This window comes from Rhodopirellula sp. UBA1907 (assembly GCF_002337565.1).
Classification (GTDB): domain Bacteria; phylum Planctomycetota; class Planctomycetia; order Pirellulales; family Pirellulaceae; genus Rhodopirellula; species Rhodopirellula europaea.
The window spans coordinates 4,131-4,442 of sequence record NZ_DDGH01000051.1 but is presented as its reverse complement, the minus strand read 5'-3'; the positions used below and the strand labels follow the sequence as shown (position 1 = coordinate 4,442).

The following is a 312-nucleotide window of genomic DNA, read 5'->3' as shown; positions in this document are numbered from 1 at the left end:
GAACAAGTCACCTGCTCTGGCAAGCAGGGTTCCTGCGACGCTGGTGATGGAATCAGTGTTGAAAATGTCGGACCACAGGACGATCGTTCCGCCATCGCCGGCCTCGGTTGCGGAAGCGTTGATGGTCGCCCCAGCTTCCATCGTCACCGTGGTCGCTTGAGTCATCGTGCCGGAGCCTTGCCAGTCACCTCCGACGAGTACTTCGCCGCCGCCGTGGATCCCGCTGGCGTTGATGGTTGATTCAGCCGCAAGCGTGATTTCGTCGGCTTCGAGTTGGACATGCCCGCCGACTGTGGGATAGGCTTCCAGCCT

1 pseudogene is annotated in these 312 nt (G+C 60.9%); it reads right to left on the bottom strand.

Annotated features, from left to right (window positions below):
- Positions 1–312: pseudogene (locus B2R17_RS10915) on the bottom strand (hypothetical protein); the annotation flags it as partial.